Source organism: Candidatus Limnocylindrales bacterium (assembly GCA_035626395.1).
Lineage (GTDB): Bacteria > Desulfobacterota > Binatia > UBA1149 > CAITLU01 > DASPNH01.
On the sequence record DASPNR010000042.1, the window covers coordinates 461,883 to 484,539 of the forward strand.

The 22,657-nt window shown below is 66.6% G+C and carries 11 protein-coding genes; 8 read left to right on the forward strand and 3 right to left on the reverse strand.

What is annotated here, in order from left to right:
* Positions 1 to 29: 29 nt before the first annotated feature.
* Both VEC57_17700 and VEC57_17705 read right to left on the reverse strand, forming a co-directional pair.
* Entirely contained in the window at positions 30 to 4,334 is a 4,305-nt protein-coding gene (locus tag VEC57_17700; GenBank protein ID HYC00973.1) for a transglutaminase-like domain-containing protein, read from the reverse strand.
* A 429-nt stretch (positions 4,335 to 4,763) separates the two neighbouring features.
* A complete protein-coding gene (locus VEC57_17705; protein HYC00974.1) occupies positions 4,764 to 7,088 on the reverse strand; it encodes an AI-2E family transporter in 2,325 nt (774 codons plus the stop codon).
* A gap of 723 nt (positions 7,089 to 7,811) precedes the next feature.
* Here VEC57_17705 and VEC57_17710 point away from each other — a divergent pair.
* The gene (locus tag VEC57_17710; GenBank protein ID HYC00975.1) at positions 7,812 to 9,932 is read left to right on the forward strand and encodes a CRTAC1 family protein; all 2,121 of its coding nucleotides are present in this window, start codon (positions 7,812 to 7,814) and stop codon (positions 9,930 to 9,932) included.
* 144 nt (positions 9,933 to 10,076) lie between these two features.
* On the opposite strand, the gene VEC57_17715 is transcribed toward VEC57_17710, so the two are convergent.
* Positions 10,077 to 12,767 (reverse strand): hypothetical protein, encoded by a 2,691-nt coding sequence (locus tag VEC57_17715; protein HYC00976.1) that lies wholly within the window; start codon positions 12,765 to 12,767, stop codon positions 10,077 to 10,079.
* Between the two features lie 936 nt (positions 12,768 to 13,703).
* On the opposite strand from VEC57_17715, the gene VEC57_17720 reads away from it, so the two are divergent.
* From VEC57_17720 to VEC57_17750, 7 genes are read left to right on the forward strand one after another with little or no spacing between them, the layout of a single operon-like run.
* On the forward strand, positions 13,704 to 14,168 hold the full coding sequence (locus VEC57_17720) for a chemotaxis protein CheW (GenBank protein HYC00977.1): 465 nt from the start codon (positions 13,704 to 13,706) through the stop codon (positions 14,166 to 14,168).
* Positions 14,158 to 15,645 (forward strand): CheR family methyltransferase, encoded by a 1,488-nt coding sequence (locus VEC57_17725; GenBank protein HYC00978.1) that lies wholly within the window; start codon positions 14,158 to 14,160, stop codon positions 15,643 to 15,645. The genes VEC57_17720 and VEC57_17725 overlap by 11 nt, the downstream gene beginning before the upstream one ends.
* On the forward strand, positions 15,642 to 16,208 hold the full coding sequence (locus VEC57_17730) for a chemotaxis protein CheW (protein ID HYC00979.1): 567 nt from the start codon (positions 15,642 to 15,644) through the stop codon (positions 16,206 to 16,208). Before VEC57_17725 ends, VEC57_17730 begins: the two co-directional genes overlap by 4 nt.
* 31 nt (positions 16,209 to 16,239) lie before the next feature.
* A complete protein-coding gene (locus VEC57_17735) occupies positions 16,240 to 17,991 on the forward strand; it encodes a methyl-accepting chemotaxis protein (protein ID HYC00980.1) in 1,752 nt (583 codons plus the stop codon).
* Between the two features lie 33 nt (positions 17,992 to 18,024).
* Positions 18,025 to 20,316: a response regulator gene (locus VEC57_17740; GenBank protein ID HYC00981.1), complete on the forward strand. Its 2,292-nt coding sequence runs from the start codon at positions 18,025 to 18,027 to the stop codon at positions 20,314 to 20,316.
* A 13-nt stretch (positions 20,317 to 20,329) separates the two neighbouring features.
* Positions 20,330 to 21,403: a chemotaxis-specific protein-glutamate methyltransferase CheB gene (cheB, locus tag VEC57_17745; protein HYC00982.1), complete on the forward strand. Its 1,074-nt coding sequence runs from the start codon at positions 20,330 to 20,332 to the stop codon at positions 21,401 to 21,403.
* Positions 21,400 to 22,641, forward strand: coding sequence for a response regulator (locus VEC57_17750; protein ID HYC00983.1), 1,242 nt, complete (start codon positions 21,400 to 21,402; stop codon positions 22,639 to 22,641). Before cheB ends, VEC57_17750 begins: the two co-directional genes overlap by 4 nt.
* Positions 22,642 to 22,657: the final 16 nt, after the last annotated feature.

Genomic DNA, 22,657 nt, shown 5'->3' on the forward strand with positions numbered 1-22,657 from the left:
ACATGGCCTGTACGCATCGCTCTCATTGCTCAGGGATGATCCACGTCGCGAAGCTTTTGCAGGCTTGCGTTGGAAAACGAGGATGTTCCTGCGTTGCACGGGCTGGCCATCAAGCCTCCCTCGGGATGCTGCAGGTTGAAGAGATGGCCGACCTCATGAACCACGGTGACGTCCTCGGTGCACCCGGTGCCGGGAAGGCGGACATCGCGTGCGGTCTCGAGGAAGACGCTGGCGCCAAGGCCGTGGATCTCATCGACCTGTCCGAGCGTGCCGCCTCCCTCCGCGTCAGCGTCCTCCTCCGTCTGCATCTGGTAGGCGCCGAGCAGGTAGACGGTCCAGAATTCGTCGTCGGCCTCGGTCGCTACCTGATCGAAGTCGTAGGTGCCCAGCAGCAGCGCTTCCTCGTCGGCGCCGTCGGGCGTGTTGAGCACGAACGGTACCGAGCTGTTGTCATCACCGACGTCGAACAGCGGCCGGATGTAGGCGACCGAGTACACGTTCGTCATCGCATCATCGCTGTTCGACAACAGCGCAAGGGTGGGGTTGCGTACGTCCTCGCCGTCGTCGCCGTCGAGCAGAGCGCCGTCGTTCCCGTCGAGATCGTCGTCGTCCACGACGGTGAATGAGTCCTCGGTCGGATAGGTGAAACCGGCGGCCGACGGAATGTTGTTGACGGCAACCTTGATGTTCGCGCCGTTGGTGTTGTCCGTGACCTGAAACAGGTTCCCGTCGTTGCGCAGGAGCCCAGGAACGAAGCGGGTGCTAGCCGAGGGCATCTCGGTGACCGTGGCGTCGGTGGTTAGCTCCGATATCGCGCCGAACTTGGCGACATTGGTGATTTCTCCCTCGACGACGTTGCCCGTCACCGGGCCCATGGAATCTCGCTCGATGTGCACGCGGCGCCAGATCGTCAGGCGATCGGAGGCAAGCGGCATCAGGCGCGCATCGGAGGTATCGCCGGCGGCGTCGGTGTGCGACTCCACCAGCGCATCGGTGAGATTGCCGATCAGCGCGGAGTTGGTGCTGGCGAAGACCTTGAAGTTGTCGCCCGGTTGCATCGTGACGGTCAGGTCCGTCTCGACGGTGTCATCACCGTCGCTCGAAGGATCGCTGTCGTCGAGGCTGCCCTCGGCCGGGGTTCCGATGATGGGGAATCCCGCATGGTTGGCATCGATGAGGCCGGTGGGATCGACCACGTCGAAGGATGCGAAATACACGCGGAGCCGGCCCGCTGGCACCGGCGCGCTGAGCGTCGCACGAACGGTCACCTCATCGTTGGATGAGCCTGCCGCTGCCGACTGGCGTCCGGCAAAATGCCGCTTGCCCCCAGGCGCAACGGGATGGTCGTTGTCGTCGAGAGGCGCGCCGGCAGCGCTGACGAACTCGACGCTGATGACCTCGACGACCTCGAGGGGGCTCTCCTCGCTGTTGTCCGTTTTGTCGTCGGGCGAGGTGACGCGAATGCTGACATTGTAGGAGCCCGTCGCAAGGAAGGTGCCGCCGTCGGTCTTGCCGTCGAACTGCGCCTGCTGAATGCCGCCGGCATTGGGCAGCGTCATGGTGCGAAGGGCGCCTCCGCGCGGAACCTGCGGCGCGGCCGGCTCCTGCGCGCTGGCCGCGCCGCCGTTGATGAACATCTCGACTTCGGCCGGGACGAAACTCGGCGGCAGGATGGCGTACGTGATGGTGGCCGGCTCCGGATCACCGGCCACCGGGGCGCCCGTGTATCCTTTGCCCATGTGCTGATCGGCAAAGGGCGCGATGATGACGTCGAAGACGGTGAACGGAAGCGTCGCGCCGGTGCCCCAGCCTGCATGGAATACGAACTGGCCCGGCGGGTATTGAAAGTGCGGCATGAACACTTCGGTGACGTCGCGAGGATCGTCCTCGCAGTAGTAGACCGTGTACAGGACGACGAACTGCGCAGGCTGTGTCCCGCCCAGTCCCCCGTACGAGCCGGGATAAGGGAAGTTCGAATTCGGCGCCGGCGACAGGATATTGGCCGTGATGTTGCACACGTCCTGCCCCAGCACGGCGTAGATCAGCGCCCATGGTGAGGTCCACACGTCCACCGTCGCGCCGCCGCTCTGGCCGCCGCTGATGATGTAGCCGGCCGCGCCAGTGTCGGGATCCATGTCGATGTAGCCGGTGCCCGACCAGTTCAGGTAGGTCAGCGGAGCGCGCGGTATCGTCACCTCGTGGCCCTGCGCAAGCGCTGCATTGATCGCGCTGACTACCGGAGCCGGTTGCGACATGCCGGGGCAATCCACCGCGATGCTGGTGGTGATACGGCACAGCACGATGCCCATGTCGCTGGCGAGCTCGAGGATCTTGATCGTCGAGACCGCCTCCTCGTCGTAGAGGTCCTCGAAGATGCGGTTTTCCAGGATGGAGCCGTCGGCGCCGGCCAGCACGAAAAACGCCTTGCTCTCGCTGTCGTCGCCGTCGATCGCGAAGGGGCCGATGATTTTGCGATCGGCATCCACGATCAGGCCCTTCCATTCCCACGCAACCGGCGTGCCCAGGCTGTAGTACACCGCGACGACGTTCTCGACGATGGCCTCGGAGACCGCCGTCGTGATGACCATCTGATTTGTTCCTGCGACCGTGCGGCCGGACTGATCGACGCGGTTCAGGTAGGTCATCGCGGTACGATAGAGCTTCTCGCCGGTCAGGCCGTCGGCGTCGGGAAGGCTCTCGCCCGGCCCGTTGATGAGCGCTTCGGCGGGTACGGCGTAGGTGTCGATGCCGATGCCCTGGTAGGTCCCGGCCGTGATCCTGTTCTGGACGACGGGAAGAACGTTGTTTTCCTGCGCCGGCGCCAGGAAATGCATGTCGGATGCGTGCAGGACTCCCGCGCCGATCGGGTTGCCCGTAGCCACGGCGACGCCTTCGATCTTCAGGACGGGACGCAGGTCGATCAGGTCGGGCGGCGTAGCGTAAAGATCACCGTAGCTCTCGATGACCGCCTGGTCGGCGAGGGTGGCTGGATCGTAGGAAATCGTCGTTCGTCGGCTGGCGATCTCGGGAAGGTTGAGCGTGTGGTCGAGCAGCGTCGTCTGCTGCTGGTCGCCGAGATGGATGTGGAACCGGATGCGATGGCGATCGGCCGGCGCTATCTCGCTGAACTCGGTGGCAGTCGCGAGCTGCGTGAATGGAAGCGAGCCTGGCAGCACGCCCTCCGTATATGGCTCGATCTCGCCGTTGCGGAAGACGTCGTCCGGAAAGCTCAGCTGCGGGAGATTCTCGGCAACGAACTCCTCGATGCGCTCCAGGTAGAGCTCGACCGGACTCAGCTCGTGGAGCGTCGAGATGTACTCATCGATGAACTCCTCGGCGTCGAAGCCCATCGCCTCGGGAGCATCGACGGCGGGCGCGAACGCCAGCGGCTTGAAGCTCGGATCGAGCGCAACCCAGGTGCTGCCCGTCGGATCGTTCGGCACGCCGCGATAGTTCCCGTAGGGCACGTAGGCGCTGACCCAGACGTGCTCGAACTGGATCTCGACGATCTGTCCGCCGCTCGTGTAGGCGACGGGGTCGAGACCTGCGGTGCCGAGAATGTTGGCTGCCGTGGCCGCATCGGTGACGCCGAGCCAGTCCATCACCTGAGCGGCCGGCATCAGGACCGTACCTGCCACGTAACGCGCCGGGAAGCCGGCCGAGCGCAGCAACGCGATCAATGCCGAGGCCTGGTCGTACGCATTGCCGGACTGCACGAGCAGCGTTTCGCGCGATCCTTTGCGGGAGCCTGCGTAGGGCTCGAAGCGGAAGTTGTCGCGGACGTGCCGGTAGAGCGCGAGCGGCGAGCTGCCCAGCTCGGCGACGAGAGCGGACGCTTCGGCCGAAAGATCCACGTCTATGGTTGCCGCAAGGTCGGCCGGCAGCGGCTCGCCGCGCGGTGTGACGGCAGTGGCGACGCTTCGGCGCTTGTCGCTCGCGACCTGACGCTGGCTGATGTCTCGGACCGGCGCATCCACGCGAATCGCGGAAAGCGGAAGATTGGACTGGCTGAGGAAGCGCTGAGGGTCGGCCGCTTTGTGCCGCTTCAGGTACCGTCGAGCGGCGCGGACTGCCGCGGGAAGATCGGTGCCGCCCCGCTGGCGCGAAGCGGCGTCGAGCTCGTCCAGAAGCTTCAGCAGCGTCTCGAACCTTTCTTCGTAACGCCGGACGGTCGTCCGATGACGTTCGAGAATTTGCTCGGCGAGGCCGGCGTCGAGGAGCCTGGCCTCACGCCGGGCAAAGCTTTCGCGCATTTGCGCGTCCATCTCGAGCAGGTCCTGAGCGGCCCCCTCGACTGCCTCGCGCTCTTCGCTGACGTCAGCGCCTATTGCCAACTTGCGCGCCATCGACGCGAGCAGCGACTCGATCGTCTGCGCGCGGTGCGCAAACTGCTTCTCGATCTCGAACTTCGGAGGGTCGGCGGCGAGAGCCGACGACGTAAGGCAGAGAAGGGCAATCGCCGACGATCTGCTGGCGAAGGCGCCGAGGCAGCGTCGGACGCAATGCGGAGGGAAGCGCATGGATGCGGTAGTTGCTACCACCCCCGTCGCTTTCAGTCCAGGCGAAAAATCGTGGCTGAGCTGCATCTGTGCCCACGTGACCTCATTCGCGCAAAGATCAGTGCAGCATCCGCACGAACAGCAGCTCGGAAAAATGGCTCGGTAAGCTTTCCCGCTCGTCGTTCGGCCCGCCGTGCTCCGCGACCGAAGAAGCGCGAGCCTGCGATGACCGTCCAGGTCCCGATGTTCGGCTTCGTCTGGAGCTCAAGGGTACGAGTGCTCGACGTTCCGGTCGCAGCGGTCGTGGTCATTGGCGCGCTCCGTGGTCTCACGTTCGAGCTCGGCCATGATCTTGTCCGCGAGCGTGCACAACAGTCTCTGCTCGCTCTTGGAAAATGTGCGCGGCGTCGTGTCGATGACGCACAGCGACCCGATCGCGAGCCCGGAGCGCGTGCGCAGCGGCACCCCGGCATAGAAGCGAATGCCGCGTTCGCGCAGAAAGGGATTGTTCGCGAAACGCTTGTCTTTCAGGGCATCCTCGATGACGAGCGGCTGATCGGCCGCCACCACGTGCCCGCATATCGACGTCTCGCGCGGCGCCTCGCGCACGGCGTCCAGATCGGGCGGCAGCCCGCAGGCGCCCGGCCATCGCTGATGGTCCTCGTCCACGAGCGACACCAGTGCGATCGGCACGTCGAAGGCCTCGGCCAACTCGCGCGTGATGGCCTCCAGCGCCGCTATGGGTTTACCGTCGAGGTTGAGCCGCTTCAGCGCCTCGAGCCGCTCGGTTTCGAACGGCGGTATCGGCGCTGGTGTCATCGGAGTCTCCGCCAGCGCGTAGGCGCATCGCTCGACGACCGCGACCATTTCGGCGAAATCGCGGACGATGGCGTCGGCGGGAATGTCGCTCGAGCCCTCGGCCCCATCCGCGGTGGCAGACGGATGCCATAAGCCGACGAGCAGACGTACGTGCGGCAGGCGGCTGTGCAGGCGGCGGCAATGGTTGCGCGCGTACGTTCGCGCTGACGCGGCCAGGTAGATCAGGCAGATCGCCTCCACACCCTTTGCCGTGAACGTGCCGAGCGCTTCGGCGCTCAGCACCTCGCGCGGAGCGACGCGCGTACCGATACCGCGGCGCGATAGCACCTGGGCAAGCAGACTGGCAGCCGCCGTGTCGAGACCGCTGCGCGCGCCGATGCAGAGCACGGCTTCCGTGGACCACACGGACGGCGGACGCGAGACATTCTCTGCTGCGTCGCCCGCCGCCGCGGCCGGCTCTTCGTAGTCGGCGAGCTCGCGCACCAGCCCGAGCAGGCTTTCCGTCACTACAGCCTGGCGTTCCGCGCTCAACGCCCCGCGCTCTCGATCCCGCTCGGCCAGTCGCAGTGCCGGCAACACCACTTCGTCGCAGAACGCGAGCAGCGACTTCTCTTTGAGATAGGCGGCGGCGATCTGCTCGGCCTCGAAGATGTCGCCGGCGAGCATGCGCTGGTAGAGACGCTCGGGCGGCTCGAAGACCGGTGCAGCGCCGAGCAGTACGTCGAGAAAGTGCAGCGCAGGGACGTAGCGGCCGATGACGGCGAGGCACACCGTAAGCGGCGTCGACAGGAACAGGCCTATGGGCCCCCACAGCGTGGTCCAGAAGATCGCGGCGATGATGATGGCGACGGCGGAGATGCCGGTGCTCGCCCCGTAGAGCCACGGCTCGACCACGTTGTTGCTGATCAGCTCGAGCGTCACGACCAGCGCGATCGTCCACAGCAGCATGCTCCAGCCGGGATCGACGGCGAAGGCGAGCGCGAGCGGAAACATCGCCGCGATGAACGGCCCGACATAGGGGACGAAACGAAGCACGGTTGCGAGCAGCCCCCACAGGACCGCGTTCGGTACGCCGATCAGCCACAGGCCAAGGCCGATGGGGATGCCGTACGTCGCATTGACCAGCAACTGCATCAGCAGGTACCGGCTGACGCGGACCGCCGCTTCATCGAGCGCCTCCGTGGTCACATGCAATTCCCGCGTGCCAATCAACGCGATGAAGCGGTCGCGCAGATTTTCGCGCTCGAGCAGCATGAAGATGACGAAGACGATGACCAGACCCGCCGTCAGGAACGGCGACAGTATCGGCACCGCGACGGTTCGGATGACGTCGATAGCCGTGAGCTCCGGCTCTTCGATGCGCACCGGAACGGCTTGGGTTGCTTGGCCGCTTCCGGCGAGGTCCGACGCCTCATCCCCGGCCTGCGACGCGACTTCGCTTTGCAGCTCGCGAATCATCGTTGCGGTGCGACCCACGACCCCGCTGCCGGTCGTGGACGGCCGCAACGACTTGATCTTCTGCTGAATGTTCTGCTGGTAGTCGGGCAGGTTGCTCGCAAGCTGCACCAGTTGTGAGCCGATGACGACGGCGATCCCGCCGATGAGCGAGAACGCGAGCGTGGCAGCGATCACGACCGACAACACCCGCCCGAGCCGAAGGTTTCGCAACCGGCGCACCAGCGGCGCAAGCGCGAAGCTGATCAGGACGGCAAGTGCGAACGGGATGAGAATATCGCGACCGAAGTAAAGGGCCCCGATCGCGACGACCATGATCACGGCCGTTCCCGAGCCCGAGACGGCAAGTGCGCGGCCAGGAGCGCGTGGGCTGCTGGAGGATGGTTCGGGAAGCTTCATACGTTACGTCCCGCGCTGCGCGTTCCGGGGCTGATCGTGACCGCCACGGCTCGGGGTCGGTCTCGCTCCTCGCGTGCGCCTGCCATGCCGCGCCACGTGCGCGGTGGTGCGGTGCAGGCTCGCAGGTCGCTGCGCTTCGGATCGACGTTAGCCTGAAAAACGGTCATTGGGTCGCATATCGTTCGACACGCCGTTGGGCGCCCCCGCAGGATGGGCAGATCCCGCGCCGCTTGCACAAGAACGCCACCGCGCGTTCGTCCGTGCGTAAGCGGCCGAAGCTCGCGCGTGATGGTCGCGAGCGAGTGCGACGGAGATCGGCGCGTTGGCGCGTAAGGACATGGACGAGGCGATCAGGCGACGGCTTCGGGCGCGGTGAGCTGTGCACGGTCGGTGCGTAGCGATGCGGATCTGCAGCACTGGCCGACGTCTCGTCGGCATTGTCTTCCTGCCGATGGCGCGGTATCACCGGCCATGCGGGGCAGGCTTCAAAATCTCCTGTACTGCACGTCGTTCCTCTTCGTGGCGACTTGCACCGAAGGTGAACGAGGCGCGCCGCCATCGGCTTCTCGCCTGCCGGCGGCAGCAGCCAAGGCGTCTCCGACCGCTCCGGCTATGCAAGTGCCGGCTGGGAGCGGCCGCATGGTGGCCGCACTCGACGAGATCGCCCGGCGCTCCGAGGTCGAGCACCCGACCCTTGGAAGCCACAACCTGGAAATGCTGCGCCAGGCGAGCGACCAGACCGGCGCCGACCGGACGGAGGAACTGTTTCCCATCTGGCTGATGCGGTCTCGTGTCGAGATGTGGCACGAGCATTACGATGAGGCCGAGAAAGCACTCGCGCGCGCCGAGAGTTACGCCATACCGCGCGGCGAGCAGTGGCAGACGGTGCGCTTCTGGCAGGGGGTCCTGTGGCTGCGGCAGGCGGAAGTCGCCAATTGCATCGCTCGTCATGCGCCCGAAAGCTGCATCGCTCCCCTTCGCGGAGCGGCGATCCACGAGGACAAGACCCTTGCGCAGCGGGCGATCGCGACCTTCCAGGAGGCCCTCGCCCACAGCGATCCGGCGCACTGGGTGGCGCACGCGTCACGCTGGCTTCTCAACATCGCGTACATGGCCGTCGGCGACTACCCTGATGGCGTCCCGGCAGCCCACCTCCTCCGCTTCGACGCCGACGAGGAGTTCCCGCACTTCGTCAACGGTGCGGCGAGGGCAGGGATCGAATTCGTGCAGCTTGCCGGCAGCGTCATCGCCGACGACTTCGACGGCGACGGATGGATCGACGTGCTCACCTCCAGCTCGGACCCCCAGGGTCCGATGCATTTTTTCCGGAACACGGGCGGCCGCTTCGAGCAGATCGACGACGAAGCCGGCCTCAGCGGCCTGACCGGCGGTCTCAACCTCGTCCAGGCGGATTACGACAACGACGGCGACCTCGACGCGCTGGTACTGCGCGGCGCATGGCTGCGCGCCTTCGGACGCCAACCGAATTCGCTTCTGCGCAACGACGGAAAGGGGCATTTCACGGACGTGACGTTCGATGCGGGCCTCGCGGACGTGAACTACCCCACGCAGACCGCGGCGTGGGGAGATTACGACGCCGACGGTGATCTCGATATCTACATCGGAAACGAAGGCGGGGAAGAAGACCCGCGCCAGGGCGCATTTCCGAGTCAGCTGTTCCGCAACAACGGCAACGGAACCTTCACGGACGTCGCCGAAGAGGCCGGCGTCACCAACCTGCGCTTCGCCAAGGGCGTGCAGTGGGGAGATTTCGACGACGACGACAAGCCGGACCTGTTCGTGTCGAACTGGCACGCGCCGAATCGTCTTTATCGCAACCTCGGCGACGGCACCTTCGCCGACGTCGCCGCCGACGTCGGCGTGCAGGAGCCCGAAGCCAGTTTCACGAGCTGGTTTTGGGATTACGACAACGACGGCAGGCTCGACCTGTTCGTCGGTGGCTACTCGCTCGAGCCTGAAGCGTTCGCTCCACCGGACATCTGGCGCGTCTCCGCCAGTCATTCCGGCGTACCCGATGTTGGGGCATTGCCGGCGCTCTACCGCAACGAGGGTGGACGTTTCTCGGACGTGGGGCCGGCACAAGGCTTCGATCGCGTGCTGCTACCGATGGGCGCCAACTTCGGCGATCTCGACAACGACGGCTATCTCGACGCCTATCTGGGAACAGGATACCCCGGCCTGGAAGCGCTGCTTCCGAACGTGATGTATTGGAACCGGCGAGGGCAGCGCTTCGCCGACGTCACCACGGCCGGCGGGTTCGGCCACCTACAGAAAGGTCACGGCTTGGCGTTCGCCGATTTCGACGAGGACGGCGATCAGGACGTTCTCGAACAGATCGGCGGCTTCGTGCGGCCCGACCGTTTCGCGACGGCCCTTTTCGTGAATCCCGGCTTCGGCAACGGGCGCATCATCGTGCATCTTCGCGGAGTGCGCTCGAACCGTTTCGGCGTAGGCGCTCGCATTCGCGTGGACGTCCATGACGGAGGTGTCGCGAGGTCGATCTACCGCACGGTCGGAAGCGGCGGCACCTTCGGCGCGAATCCGTTGCGGCAGGAGATCGGGGTCGGCAAGGCCGAGCGCGTCGGTCGCATCGAGGTCCATTGGCCGACCACCGGAGAAAGCCAGGTTTTCGAAGACCTCGCCGTCGGCCGTCACTACCGCATCACCGAAGGCAGCGACGAGATCGAAGAGGTGCCGCCGCGACAGGCGCAGGCCGGCAGCGGCACCATCCACGAATAGCCGCGGAGGTCCGCGCGCAGGCAGCCACGATCCGTGCGAAGCGTTCTTTGGCTCGGTGGACTCGTCGAGCCTTCTGCGCGCATTCGGCGCGGGCGACCGCGGCCGTACAGGCCGCGTCCTGCGCGATAGCGCGCCGGTTCGTTGCTACTGGCTCAGCGCCGCCCCCCGCGCCTCCGCCTTCTCCCACATGCGAAGGTACGCTTCGGCCGAGCGGAACAGCGGCTCGAGCTCCTGATCGCTGACGCCGTCGCCGCGCACGTCCTGGATCAATTCGGCCACCATGCCGATGTGGGCGAGGCCCTCGGTGTTGAAATCGATCGTACGCGTGCCCACCGCCGGCTCCGTGAAGGTGACGTCGCCCGCGTAGGACGTGAACGGATACGTCACGGGGTCGGTCTGCGGGTCCGCGCAATCGGCTCCGGCGCCGAAGCGCGGGCCGGGCGCGCCGGCAAAGCCGTTCAGATCGAAACCGAAGCCGAGTCCGGGGTAGGCGCCGTTGGCGACCATCGTGGCCAGACGGTTCTGGAACCCGTCGTCCATGGTGGCCGGAGTCGATGCGCTGCGGCAGCGTCCGAAGCCGGAGGTGGAAATCCCGCCGAGGGCATACAGCGCACCGTGATTGTCCTGGCCGTGCGTGCCTGCAGCCGGGTAGTCGTTCTCCATCATCATCTCGAAGACGCGCGCGTAGGAGCGGCGCGGAAGATGGTCGATCTCCAGGATCATCCCGCGGCGCATGACTTCGCTGACGAAGAACTCCCCGAGCGGGGTCAGCCCGTGGTTCTGACAGAAGTCGCCCTCGGCCGGCGGTGCGCTCAGGACGTCCAGGAAGGGCGCGAGCGCGAAGATGGGATCCTCGGGGAACCAGCGCCGGATCGAGCTCGTCGCCAGCGGCAAGGGTCCCATGTACTCGGTGCGCGGCACGTTGATGCCGGGAAAGCTCAGCGGCCCCTTGTCGAACGCCGTCGGCAGATTGGCGTCGCAGTCCTGCGTGTAGTTGTTGAAGTAGCTGCTCTGCAGGAAATTGCCGAGCTCCAGGATTCCCTTGTCGCCGTCGCCGGCCGAGAAGGCGTTGTCGTACTTGTGCACCGGAAACAGCGCCCGCACCCCGCGTGCATGGTAGTCGTCGAACTTGGCCCGCACGTCCTCTTCCGTGCAGGCCGGGAACTCCCTCGTGGGGCGCACGAAGCAGTCGAAGATGTGCGCGGTCTCGATGCCGAGCACCACGGCCATCTTGCCCTCGTTGATCACTTCGCGAGCCTCCGCCGGGCTGAGCACGATGCGGAACCAGCCCTTGCCCGGGCCGCCTGACTGCGCGTCGATGTAGCGCTCCATCGCGTACGTCTCTTCCAGGATTCGATCGACCGCGACCATGTCGTTGCACGCGTAGCGCACCGGCTGCAGCCCCAGCCCGACCAGGAAATCGCAGATGACCGAGTTGGTGGTTGCGTGCTGCACGACCAGGCGCAGGCCCGCCATCCATGCCCGCTCCAGCCACTTGTAGTACTGCACCTGGTGCGTGGAGCTGTCGTGAGCGCTCGGCCAGTCGGTGAAGGTCGGCCAGCCATCGGTGGCGTGGTTGGGCTCGGGGAGCTGTCCGCTGCTCACCACCTCCAGAAGGATGCTGGAATCGAGGCTGTCTTGCCGGTCGTAGCCGAAGCCGAACACGTCCTTGCGGCCGTCCACGCCGTGAAAGCGCGAGCAATCGGTCAAGGCATGCTCGACGCCCAGGCGATGGAATGGGGCGCCGTGGTAGATGCCGCCGCCGCCAAAGGCGAAGTTCGAGAGGATGTGGGAGTGGGCATCGACGAAGCCGTAGACCGATCCGTCGTCGAAGGTCCGCGGCGTCACCGTTCCGGTCGCGTCGAGCGTCAGCTCCGGAATGGTGCTGCAGCCCGTGGTGGCAAGGAACTCTATGGGAGCGGCCTGCGTTTCATCGGCGGACAGGCCGGTGGCCGTGACGAACTGGCGCAGCCGGTAGCTGTAGAGCACGACTTCTTGCGCGTCGCTGGTGGAGCGCAGCAGCACCCACTCGGCCTCGGAGATGTAGGAGTCGTCGATCAGCATGATGTCGGAGTCGAGGCTCTCGTCGCGTCCCAGACCCGTCGGGAGGCCGGTCAGGTAGAAGCCGGCCGGATCCCGCAGCAGGTAGGTGGCCAGATCGCTTGCGCGGACATGCATGGGCGTGGCGGAGCCGGCGTCGGTTGCAGAGAAAGCGAAGTCGGAGGTGCCGGCCACCAGGAAGCGCTTCGCATCGTCTCTGCCTGCGCTGACGGCATAGCAGCCGCCGGTGAACTGGAAGAGGTCGACGGGCGGGGCCGGCGCCTCTTCGCATTCCGCCTGGTTGGGGTCGGCGGCACAGGTGTCGGTGCCGCGTCCGCCGCGAACGTCGTCGTCGTCGTCGCCGCCGTCGACCCAGTCATCGTCGAAACCTCCCGCCAGGCTGTCGACGCCCTCGTTGCCTTCGAGCCGGTCGCGGCCTCGACCGCCATTGAGGAAGTCGGCTCCGGGGCCGCCCACGATGACGTCATTGTCGCTACCGCCGCGCAGGTAATCGTTGCCGGGCCCGCCGTCGAGCCGGTTGAAGCCGGCGGCATTGCGCAGCCGGTCGTCGCCCGCGCCGCCGCAGATGATGTCGTTGCCGCGCATGCCGAGCACCAGATCGTCGCCGCCAAGGGCCACGATCACGTCGTTGCCGCGGGTCCCGCGGATCCGGTCCTTGCCCCAGGTGCCGATGCAGGGCCCGATCTTCCCGTTGACGCGGCAGCCCTCGGTCGGAAGGACACCGAGGCAGTGCTCCGCGGCGACCGAAGGGGTCGCCGTCAGTAGAACAGCCATCGCGGTCGCGCGCGCGAGACGGGGCCGGAGCAAGGGCCGGGCAAAGAAACGCTTCATGAAGATCCCCCTCATTGCAGGTGTGTGCGCCGACGGTCCGCGGGCGGCCGTGCCGGACGAACGGTCGCGATTCGTCGGCGGCGCCGGATCGCGGCGAATCCGCGGGTTCTATGAGTGGCGCGGGGCCGATGCCAGCCGCGGTGGGCGAGAATGGCGTCGGGTGCGCACCGTCGACCGAGAATGGGCTTTGGCGCTCACGCCGCCGGCATGAACGGGAATTGGGTAGCTGTCAGCGCCGGGCTAGAAGGAACCCGACCATGGCCTCCCTCATCCGTCATCCGTCCGGTTCGCGACGGTGGAGAGCTTGCACTCGGCGGTGTGCGCGCCGACACGTGTCGCGGCTCTGGATGTGTTGCGCGGGGTTGTCGCTTCTCATCGGCTGTGGCGCCAAGCAGGCCGCGATCGAAACAGAGGCCCCGGCAGGCAAGCCGCCGCAGGTCCGGCCGGCCGCCGACAAATGTGGACCCGTACTGGACCTGCAGAAGTGGAAGATCCAGTGCGAGAACGACAACCTTGCCATGATGTGCCGGACGTCGGATCCAAACGATCGGCGCTGCGCATGCAAGCAATCGGGCAAGTACCGCTGGACATACGGTGTCTACTGCAAGAAAGCACTGCCGTGCGGTCGGCGCGCCTGCCGGTAGTGGTGGCGGTCGAGCATTGCATGTCGGGAAGCGGTATCGAGCCCTCACGCACGCGCTGACGGCTTCGCCACCGCGACGGGCGGTGATGCGCATTACCTGACAACGGCCAAAAAATTACGCCTCGCGGGCACCGGCAGAGGCGTGAGCGCGCGCTCGATTGCGCCCTGCGCCTCTATACGTGGCTCGAGCTTGCGTCTATCATCGGCCACACGTCGCCTTGCAGCGGTGGATTTCGATGAACGCGACGGTGCAGATTCTCGTCTTTCGCGCAGCCGGCCGAACTTTCGGCATTCCCTTGTCGCAGGCCGAACGCGTCATCCCCTGCGTATCATGCACGCCGCTGCCGAATGCGCCCGAGATCGTCCTCGGCGTGATCGATCTTCATGGCCTCATCGTGCCCGTGTTCGACGTGGGCACACGCTGCGGGCTTCCCTCGCGCGACCTGCGTCTCGAAGACCAGTTCGTCATCGCGCATGATGGCCATCGCACCGTCGCCTTGCTGGTCGACTGCGCCGTCGGTGTGGTGGACCGCGCCATCATGCCGGCCCACCTCATCCTGCCGTATCTGGACGGCGTCGCGGGCGTGACGCGGTTCGAGGATGGCCTCATCCTCATTCACGATCTCGAGCGCTTCCTGTCGGCCGAAGAGGACGCGGCGCTGACCGATGCGCTCGCACACGAGCAGGCGCGTGACAGCTAGCCTTTCCGATTCGCTGCTTGCCGACCTCGGCGAGCTCGTTGCGCAAACGATGGGCCTTCACTTCCCGCGCCCTCGATGGCCCGACCTGCAGCGCGGGCTCGTCGCAGCGAGCGAGTCTCTCGGAATCGGCGATGCCGCTTCTTTTGCGCGCAAGCTGCTGTCGGCGCCTCTCTCCATTCGCGAGGCCCAGGCCCTTGCGGACGCGCTGACGGTCGGGGAGACATACTTCTTTCGCGAGCCGTCGGCGCTGGACGCGCTTTCGCGCGACATCATTCCTCGCTTGCGCGACGCACGCGGAGCCGGCCGGCCGCGACTGCGTCTATGGAGCGCCGGCTGCTGTACGGGCGAGGAGCCGTACTCGATCGCGATCACGCTTCACCGAACGCTCCCGGACTACTCGAGCTGGGACATCGACATCGTCGCCACCGACCTCAACTCGCGCTTCCTCGACAGCGCGCGTGCCGGACTGTTCCGGGACTGGTCGTTCCGCGGGTCGCCGGATTGGCTCAAAGCCGGCTATTTTCGCCGCACCGCCGCCGGCCAGTTCGAGATCCTGCCGGAGATCCGGCGCATGGTCCGATTCGTCCATGGCAACCTCGCGGCCGATGCGGCTCCGTCGATGCAGTCCGACGGCGGCGGCATGGACGTCATCTTCTGTCGCAACGTGCTGATGTACTTCGAGCCTTCGCAGGCTCGCAAGGCGGTCGGCAACCTCTATCGCGCCCAGGCCGATGGCGGATGGCTCATCACCAGCGCAAGCGAGCTGCCGCTCGTATCCGCGGCGCCCTACGCCGCCGTCCGTTCTTCGGACCTGATGCTGCACCGTAAGGAGACGGGCGGCGATGCGCTGAGCCGTGCCCCCGTGGCATCCCCGCCGCCCGCCGCGCGGGCGCCGCAGCCGCAGCGCGCGGCCGGCGCAGCCTCGCGACGGGTGTCGGCATCGCTCGCGCACATGCCACGCGTCCGGCACGAGCCGCTGGATGCAGGCGCACGCGCGGCGGCGCTGTGCGCGCAGGGTCGCCACTTCGAAGCTGCCGGCGTCCTGGAATCGGCGCTGGCGACGCGGCCCCACGACGCGGCTCTGCTGGCTCTGCTCGCGCGTTGCCGCGCCGACCAGCGCCAGCTCGAGCCGGCCCTGGCCTCGTGCGACCGCTGGCTCGCCGCCGACAGGCTCAATCCAGCGGCGCATCTTCTGCGCGCGGCCGTGCTGCACGACCACGGTCGGCTCGACGAAGCCGCGCAGTGCTCGAGAAGAGCGCTGTATCTGGATCCGGGGCTGGTCATCGCTCAGGTTCTGCTCGCGAACATTGCGCGCAGCCGCGGTCGCGAGCGCGAGGCGAGGAGGCATTTCGCGCGCGCGCTGCACCTGCTGCAGGCCTGCAGCGCCGATGATGTCGTTCCCGAGTCTGGCGGGATGACGGCGGCCAGCCTCGTCGAAATCCTCTCGGCCATCCTCGCCCAGGAGCGAGCGGCATGAGCGAGCGGTCCAGCGCTTCCACCGAACGGTCCGGTGCCACAGCCGGTGTCGCACACGTTCAGGAGGTTCTGGAGGCGCGCGCCCGCATCCTGGCCCGGCCGCCGCAGCCGCAGACCGCTCAGGCCGAGGGCCTGCGGGTCCTGGAGTTCCGGCTGGGCCCCGACCGCTACGCGATCGAGCAGCGCTACGTGCGGGAAGTGCAGGCGCTGAGCGACCTCACTCCGCTGCCGTCGGTTCCGAGCTTCGTGCGCGGCATCGTCAACGTTCGAGGCCAGATTCTGGCCGTCATCGATCTGTTCGAGCTTCTCGAGCTTCCCCGGAGTGCCGGCACCGACGAGCGGATGCTGGCGATCGTTCAGTGGAACGATGTGGAATTCTGCATTCTTGCCGACGCGATCGTCGGCGTCGGTTCGGTGACGAGGGCCACCGTACAGCCTTCCCTCCCGAGCCTGTCCGGTGCCGCGGCGAAATACCTGGTGGGCGTCACCGTCGAGCACGTTGCGATCCTGGATATAGGCAGGATTGCAGCGGATCCCGGCTTCCTCGTACAGGACGAGGGGTAGACGCTCGGACCCGCGAAGAAGGAATGGCGACATGACATGGTTTCTCGATCTCCGGACCAGCACCAAGCTGCTGACGGCCTTCGGCGTTCTGCTCCTCCTGCTGCTGGCGGTGGCGGCACTGGGCTATCGCACCATCAGCGCGATCCGCGATTCGCAGCGAGCGCTTGTCGAGCGCGACCACGTCCTGGTCGAGAACCTGCTCGACCTTCGCGTGGTCCAGAACGCCCAGCGCTGGCGCATCCTCGAGATGTCGTTGCTCAGCGACCAGGCCGCACAAAGGGCCCTCGCCGAGGAGATCGAAGCCGGAAGCAGACAGACCGACGAGGAGCTGCGGAAACTGACCGAGCTGCTGAGGGAGGACGCGCTCTTCGCCCAGCCGCTCGAAGAGCTCAAGACACACGTCGTGGCCAATCGCCAGAAGCGCAGCGAGCAGATCAGCAAGCTCCTGACCGGCAGGATCGACGAAGCGCGGGCGGCAGCGCTGACCGAAGGACAGGAGATCTTCCAGAGGATCCGCCAGCTCGCGGGCACGATGGCCACGAGCGCCAAGAAGCGCATCGAGGAGAACGTGGCCGGCTCCAACCAGCGAGCGGCGAGCGCGACGAGGCTGTTCATCATGCTCGCAGCGACCGCTCTTCTGGCGGCCGCCGCCATGACGGCGGCGATGAACCGGGCGATCGCCGAACCCTTGCGCGAAATGACCACGCGGGCGGAGCGCATCGCCACCGGCGACGTCTCGGTCAGCGTACCAGCCCGCGCGCGTGCGGACGAGGTCGGAGAGCTGACCCTGTCGTTCTCGCGCATGACGCAGTCGCTGCGCTCGATGGCGGAGGTCGCCGGCAGGATCGCCGACGGAGACCTGCGCGTGAAGGTCGCGCCGCAGTCCGACAAGGACGTGCTCGGAAAGGCCTTCGCGGCGATGGTCGCCAACCTCCAGCGGCTGATCGCCCAGACCGCCGAGGGCATCAACGTTCTCAGCACGTCGGCCAACGAGATCTCCACCTCGACGGCCCAGTTCGCATCGACGGCGTCCGAGACCGCGGTGGCGGTGGCCCAGACCACGACGACCGTGGAGGAGGTTCGGCAGACCGCGCACGTGGCCAGCCAGAAATCCAAGCTGGTCTCGCAGAGTGCTCAGCAGGTCGCGCAGACGACGCAGGCCGGCAAGAAGGCCACCGAGGAGACCGTCGAGGCGATGGCGCACATCCGCACGCAGGTCGAATCGATAGGCGACAGCATGATGCGGCTGAGCGAGCAGTCGCAGGCCATCGGCCAGATCATCGCCACCGTCGAGGACCTGGCTGCGCAGTCGAGCATCCTGGCAGTCAACGCGTCGATCGAAGCGGCCCGAGCGGGCGACCATGGCCGGGGTTTCACGGTCGTCGCGCAAGAGGTCCGCAGCCTGGCCGAGCAGTCCAAGCAGGCGACCAACCAGGTCCGGTCGATTCTCGACGACATCCGCAGGGCGACCAGCGCCGCGGTGATGGCGACCGAGCAGGGCAGCAAGGCGGTGGAGGCCGGCATGAAGCAGTCTCGCGAAGCGGGACAGGCAATTCATTCGCTGGCCACCAGCGTGGACGAAGCCGCTCGCGCAGCTACGCAGATCGCCGCCTCCAGCCAGGAGCAGCTGGTGGGCATGGATCAGGTGGCCACCGCCATCGAGAGCATCAAGCAGGCCAGCGCGCAGAACGCCGAAAGCGCGCGGCAGCTCGAAAGCGCGGCTCTGGATCTGAAGCAGCTCGGCCAGGCCCTCAAGCAGGCCATCGAGGCATACAAGGTCTGACGCGGAGCCGGCAGCGTCCGCATCGAAGAAGCCATGGCAAGGAAGGATGAAGAGTTTCTCGACCGCTTGCGCGCCACGTTCCTGGAGGAGGCGCAGGACCACCTTCAGAGGATGGCGGACCTGCTCCTGCAGCTCGAGAAGGCTCCGGCGTCGGCCACGCCGCCGGCAATCGTCGAGAACCTCTACCGGGAAGCGCACAGTTTCAAAGGAGCTGCGCGCGCGGTCGATTTCGTGCAGGTCGAATCCATCTGCCAGGCGCTCGAGAGTGTCCTGGCGGCGTGGCGGCGCCACGCTCCTCGTCCGTCACGCGAAGCGTTCGACCTTCTTCATCAGGCCATCGATGCGATTCGCGCGTCTCTTGCCGCACCCGCCTCGGCAGGCACGGCCGCTCGCGACTCGCAGGATTCGCTGATCCAGCGCCTCGCCTACCTGCAGTCGCAGTCGGCCGGTGATGACGGTCCGACCGCTGCGGCCGGCGTCGCATCGACGCCCGCAACCGCGGTGCCTCGAGCTGCGCCCGCCGCCGTACCGCAAGCGGCGGCGGCAGCCGAAACGGTGCGAATCGCCGCCGCGCGTCTCGAAGAGCGGCTGCTCGAGGCGGAGGACATGCTCGTGGTGAAGGCGGCCGTCAGTGAGCGTGCAATCGAGCTTCGCGAGCTCGTTGCGCTGCTCGAGCCGTGGCGCGCCGAGTCGGCGAAGGCCGCAGCCGACGCATCCCGGCGCGCCCGCTCGCGGCAGGCGCGCGAGCGGGGCCAGGACGGCGGATCGCGGCCGGCAGCTGCGCCCGATCTCGACGACTTCCTCGCTCGCAACTCCCGCCACCTGCATTCGCTGCATGCGAGACTGAGCGCGCTGACGTCGAGAGCCGAAAATGACCGCCGAAGCGTCGGCAGGCGCATCGACGACCTTCTCGAGGCTTCCAAGAAGCTCGTGATGCTGCCGTTCTCCACTCTGGCGGTGATGTTTCCGAAGCTGGTACGTGACCTCTGCCGCGAGCAGGGAAAGCAGGCCGAGCTGACCGTCCAGGGAGGAGACGTCGAGCTGGACAAGCGCATCATGGAAGAGCTCAAGGACGGATTGATCCATGCGTTGCGCAATTGCGTGGCGCATGGCGTGGAGGAGCCTCAGGTACGACTGCGCAACAACAAGCCTGCCTGCGCCAGCATAACCGTGACCGTCTCGCCGGTGGAGGCGAACAAGGTGGAGATCGTCGTCGCCGACGACGGCGGCGGCGTGGACCGAGCGCGCCTGAAGCAGGTGGCGGTCAGCCGCGGCATCCTGTCCGAAGCCGACGCTCGCTCCATGAGCGACGACGACGCGCTCGAGCTCGCTTTTCATTCGCACATTTCCACCAGCCCGATGGTGACCTCGCTGGCCGGCCGCGGCGTCGGCATGGCCATCGTTCGCGAAAAGACCGAGAAGCTCGGCGGCCGCGTCGCCATCGAAAGCCGGCCCGGCGCGGGCACCACGCTTCGGCTGGTGCTCCCGGTCAGCCTGACCAGCTCACGCGGGATCCTGGTGACGGCGGGCGGGCGCACGTTCGTCGTGCCGACGCTGCACGTCGAGTCCGTTCTGCTGGCCAGGCCGGCCGACGTGCGCAGCGTCGAGAACCGAGCCACGCTGTCCGTGCACGGGCGCGTCGTGTCCATGGTCACGCTGCAGGCCGTCCTGGGTCTGGAGCGCCCGCAAGCCGACGATCCGTCGGCGGCCATTCCGGTCCTGGTGCTGCGCGTCGGCGAGGATCGGCTGGCGCTGGCTGTCGACGAGCTGCTGCGCGAGGAGGAAGTGCTCGTCAAGGCACTGCGCAAGCCGCTGGCGCGCGTTCGCAACATCGCCGGCGCTACCGTTCTCGGCTACGGCAAAGTCGTTCCCATCCTCAACGTCGGCGATCTGATCCGATCCGCGCGCACGCACGGCATGGCGGCCGAGCGCCGGCCGGCCGGCGCGGCCGCACCACGACCGGCGGCGAGGATTCTCGTCGTGGAAGATTCGGTCACCTCGCGCGTGCTCCTCAAGGGCATCCTGGAGTCGGCAGGCTATCAGGTGGCGACTACGGTCGACGGCGTCGAAGGCTACATGGCGCTGCGCGAGGAGCATTTCGACCTGGTGGTTTCGGACGTCGAGATGCCGCGAATGGACGGCTTTGATCTCACCGCCAGGATCCGCGCCGATGCGCGACTGGCCGATGTGCCGGTCGTCCTCGTCACTGCTCTCGAGTCACGCGCGGAACGCGAGCGCGGGCTGGATGCGGGCGCCAACGCCTACATCGTCAAGAGCAGCTTCGACCAGAGCCATCTGCTGGAAGTGGTGGAACGGCTGCTGTGAGGAAGCGCAGGCAGTGAGCGCCGCACGCGTCAAGGTCCTGGTCGTGGAGGATTCGCTGGTGGTGCGGCGGCTGCTCGTGCATCTGCTCGACTCGGATCCGGAAATCCAGGTCATCGGTACTGCCGCCACCGGGCGCGAAGCGCTCGAGTTCTTGAACCACGCCTCGCCCGACGTGGTTCTCATGGACGTGGAGATGCCCGACATGGGCGGCTTCGAGGCCACCCGTCGCATCATGGAATGGAAGCCGCTGCCGATCGTCATCTGCAGCGGCAGCGGAGATCCGCGTGAAGCGTCGACGACGTTTCGGCTGATGGAAGCCGGCGCCGTCGCATTCGTGGAGAAGCCGCCGGGCACCCAGCACCGCGATTTCGAATCGATGGTCGCGCACCTGTTGCAGACGGTGAAGCTCATGTCGGAGGTCAAGGTCGTGCGACGCTGGCCGAGACCGGCGACGCCCGCTCCCGTGGCACGGGCGACTCGGCGCGCGAAAAGCGCCAACGTGGCGCTGATCGGGATCGGCGCGTCCACCGGCGGGCCGGTGGTGCTGCAGACGATCCTGAGCATGCTTCCCAAAGACTTCGCCGTTCCCATCCTCGTCGTGCAGCACATTGCCGCCGGCTTCGTGCGAGGGCTCGCCGACTGGCTCAACGAAACCACCGGCGTCAAAGTGCACGTCGCCGCCCATGGCACCGAGCCTGTGCCCGGGCACGTGTATCTGGCGCCGGACGACTACCACATGACCGTCGACTCGCCGATCCGGATCGTGCTTCAGAAGGGAAGCACGGACCGAGGACCACGACCTTCCGTCGCGTGCCTGTTCGAGTCACTGGCGCGAACGTGCGGCAGCAAGGCCGTCGGCGTGCTGTTGTCGGGCATGGGCAAGGATGGCGCGAGGGAGCTCAAGCAGATGAAGGACCGAGGTGCGATGACCATCGTGCAGGACCGTGAATCGTCGGTCGTGCACGGAATGCCGGGAGAGGCCATCCAGCTCGGCGCAGCAGTGCGCGTGCTGCCGGCGGAACAGGTGGCCGACGCGCTGGTGTCGCACGTCAACGGGCAGACGCCGAGCGAAGGAGGGGGACGATGATCACCGCGGGAGCTTTCGAGGAACAGGTCCATGTTCTCATTGCCGAAGACAGCCCGACACAGGCCGCCAAGCTGCGGCATACGCTGGAATGCCACGGCTACCAGGTCACCACGGCCGTCAACGGGCGAGAAGCCCTGGAGATCGCACAGGCCAGCCCTCCGACCATCATCATCAGCGACGTGGTCATGCCGGAGATGGACGGCTATCAACTCTGCCGCGCCGTCAAGGACAGCGCACTCCTGGCCAACATTCCGGTGATCCTGGTGACGACGCTCTCGGATCCGCAGGATGTCATCCGCGGCCTCGAGTGCCGAGCCGACAACTTCATCATCAAACCGTACGACGAACGATACCTGATCTCGCGCATCCGCTTCGTGCTGCTGAACTACGAGCTGCGTCAGTCCGATCACACGGGCATGGGACTGGAGATCTATTTCAACGGCCAGCGACACGTCATCACCGCCGATCGCCTGCAGATCCTCAACCTTCTGCTGTCCACGTACGAAGCCGCTGTCGAGCGGAATCGCGAGCTCAGCCGTGCCAAGGAGGATCTGCGGGCGCTCAACCAGTCGCTGGCGGAGGCCAACGAGGAGCTGGCGGCGTTCAGCTATTCGGTCTCCCACGACCTGCGCGGACCGCTGCGCGCCATCGAGGGTTTCAGCAGCTCGCTGGCAGAGGACTACGCGGACCGGCTCGATGCGCCGGGCAAGGACATGCTCGCGCGCGTGCACAACGCCTGTCAGCGCATGGCCCAGCTGATTGAGGATCTCCTGAAGCTGTCGCGCCTGGGACGCCAGCAGATGAACCGCGAGCCCGTCGATCTCAGCCAGCTGTGCCAATCCATTGCCGACAGTCTCCAGCTGGCCGAGCCGGCGCGGAAGGTGCAATTCGAGATCGCGCAGAATCTGCGTGCCAATGCCGACGCTCGTCTGGCACGCGTGGCGCTGGAAAACCTTCTCGGCAACGCCTGGAAGTTCACGCAGGAGCGGCCCGACGCCCGCATCGAGCTCGGCAGGATGCCCGACGGCACGTTTTTCGTGCGCGACAACGGCGCCGGCTTCGACATGGCTCACGCCGACAAGCTCTTCCGGCCGTTCCAGCGCCTGCACGGGAGCGAGGATTTCCCCGGAACCGGCATCGGCCTGGCCACCGTGCACCGCATCATTCAGCGCCACGGTGGCCGCATCTGGGCCGAGGCGGACGTCGGCAGCGGCGCCACCTTCTACTTCACGCTGTAAGACGCCCGTTCGCCGT

Bases quoted from the DNA above. Each gene is read 5' to 3' on its own strand.
- VEC57_17705 (HYC00974.1), bottom strand. From the start codon at position 7,088: ATGGTCGTCGCGATCGGGGCCCTTTACTTCGGTCGCGATATTCTCATC.
- VEC57_17710 (HYC00975.1), top strand. From the start codon at position 7,812: ATGGTGGCCGCACTCGACGAGATCGCCCGGCGCTCCGAGGTCGAGCAC.
- VEC57_17715 (HYC00976.1), bottom strand. From the start codon at position 12,767: ATGGCTGTTCTACTGACGGCGACCCCTTCGGTCGCCGCGGAGCACTGC.
- VEC57_17720 (HYC00977.1), top strand. From the start codon at position 13,704: ATGAACGCGACGGTGCAGATTCTCGTCTTTCGCGCAGCCGGCCGAACT.
- VEC57_17730 (HYC00979.1), top strand. From the start codon at position 15,642: ATGAGCGAGCGGTCCAGCGCTTCCACCGAACGGTCCGGTGCCACAGCC.
- VEC57_17735 (HYC00980.1), top strand. From the start codon at position 16,240: ATGACATGGTTTCTCGATCTCCGGACCAGCACCAAGCTGCTGACGGCC.
- VEC57_17740 (HYC00981.1), top strand. From the start codon at position 18,025: ATGGCAAGGAAGGATGAAGAGTTTCTCGACCGCTTGCGCGCCACGTTC.
- VEC57_17750 (HYC00983.1), top strand. From the start codon at position 21,400: ATGATCACCGCGGGAGCTTTCGAGGAACAGGTCCATGTTCTCATTGCC.